The organism is Psychrobacter sp. TWR1-1-1 (genome assembly GCF_049895865.1).
Lineage (GTDB): Bacteria > Pseudomonadota > Gammaproteobacteria > Pseudomonadales > Moraxellaceae > Psychrobacter > Psychrobacter immobilis_A.
In genome coordinates this window covers 1-1,199 of record NZ_JAFCTE010000054.1, presented here as the reverse complement: position 1 = coordinate 1,199, position 1,199 = coordinate 1, and the positions used below count along the sequence as shown (strand labels likewise).

General features: G+C 43.1%; 1 protein-coding gene. It reads right to left on the bottom strand.

The genetic code is table 11. The features are described from left to right. Nucleotides 1-38: 38 nt before the first annotated feature. Nucleotides 39-1,126 (bottom strand): IS3 family transposase gene (locus tag ACP69U_RS13815; protein ID WP_426138840.1). Its coding sequence is split into 2 segments (ribosomal slippage): nucleotides 39-874 and nucleotides 874-1,126, totalling 1,089 coding nucleotides; the frame shifts between segments, so codons are not numbered across the junction. Nucleotides 1,127-1,199: the final 73 nt, after the last annotated feature.

Here is a 1,199-nt window from a genome sequence, read left to right as displayed (position 1 = left end):
GGTAATCATCCCAACCATAAGACACTTATCAAATAGAATTAAGCTGCGTGGTTTAGTTTCTGCATTGGCGTAAAACCGCCATTGCCCATATTCGGGCGCTCGTGGTTGTAGTGATATAACCAAGCCTCAGCTTGCTGACGGACTTGGTCTAAATCTGTAAATAATTCCTGATTTAACCAATCATAACGCATTGTTCTATTATAGCGCTCAACATAAGCATTCTGCTGTGGATTGCCAGGCTCAATATAGCTTATCGTAATACCTTGATCTAAAGCCCAGTCTTTGAGCGCGTTGCTGATGTACTCAGGTCCATTATCACATCTTACCTGGACCGGTTTACCTCGACATTCAATCAGCTGATTTAAACTGCGTATGACTCTTTGAGCGGGTAATGAGAAGTCAATCTCAACGGTTAAGGCTTCACGGTTATAATCATCAATGACGTTAAACAGTCTAAACCCTCGTCCATCAGTTAAAGCATCATGCATGAAGTCCATGCTCCAGCTTTGGTTTATCTTATCAGGTACAGCAAGTGGCACAGGTTTGGCGCGCTTCATGCGGCGGCGAGGTTTGATTCTAAGGTTCAACTCAAGCTCACAGTAGATGCGATACACCCGTTTATGATTGTATGGCAGTCCCAGCACGTTACGCAGGCTTAAAAAACACAATCCAAAGCCCCAGTTCTTGTTCTGCTCGGTCAGATCTATGAGCAAGTCCGCTATCTGCTTATTCTCATCCGTTGCTACCGACTTGTGATAATAACAGGTGACGCTAATGTTAAAGATCAAGCAAGCTCTGCGGATACTGATGCCATGCTCTTTAATGTAGTGACAAGCCATCTCTTTGCGCCTGAGTGGCGCTACCACTTTTTTGACATGGCATCCTGTAATATGTCGGATTTGAGACATTCATCGGCATACATCTTTTTTAAGCGAGCATTCTCAACTTCAAGCTCTTTGAGACGAGTGATAAGCGCAGCATCCATGCCACCATATTTAGAGCGCCAGTTATAGAACGTGCTTTGGCCGACATTATACTCACGGCATAAATCAGCGATAGGTACGCCTTGTTCTGCTTGTTTAAGGATATTAACGATTTGATTATCAGTAAAGCGTGTCTTTTTCATAGGATTCTCCTGCTGGTATATTTTAGCAGTTAATCTCTATTTCTAAGTGTTCTTATTTATTGGGGGGATTACC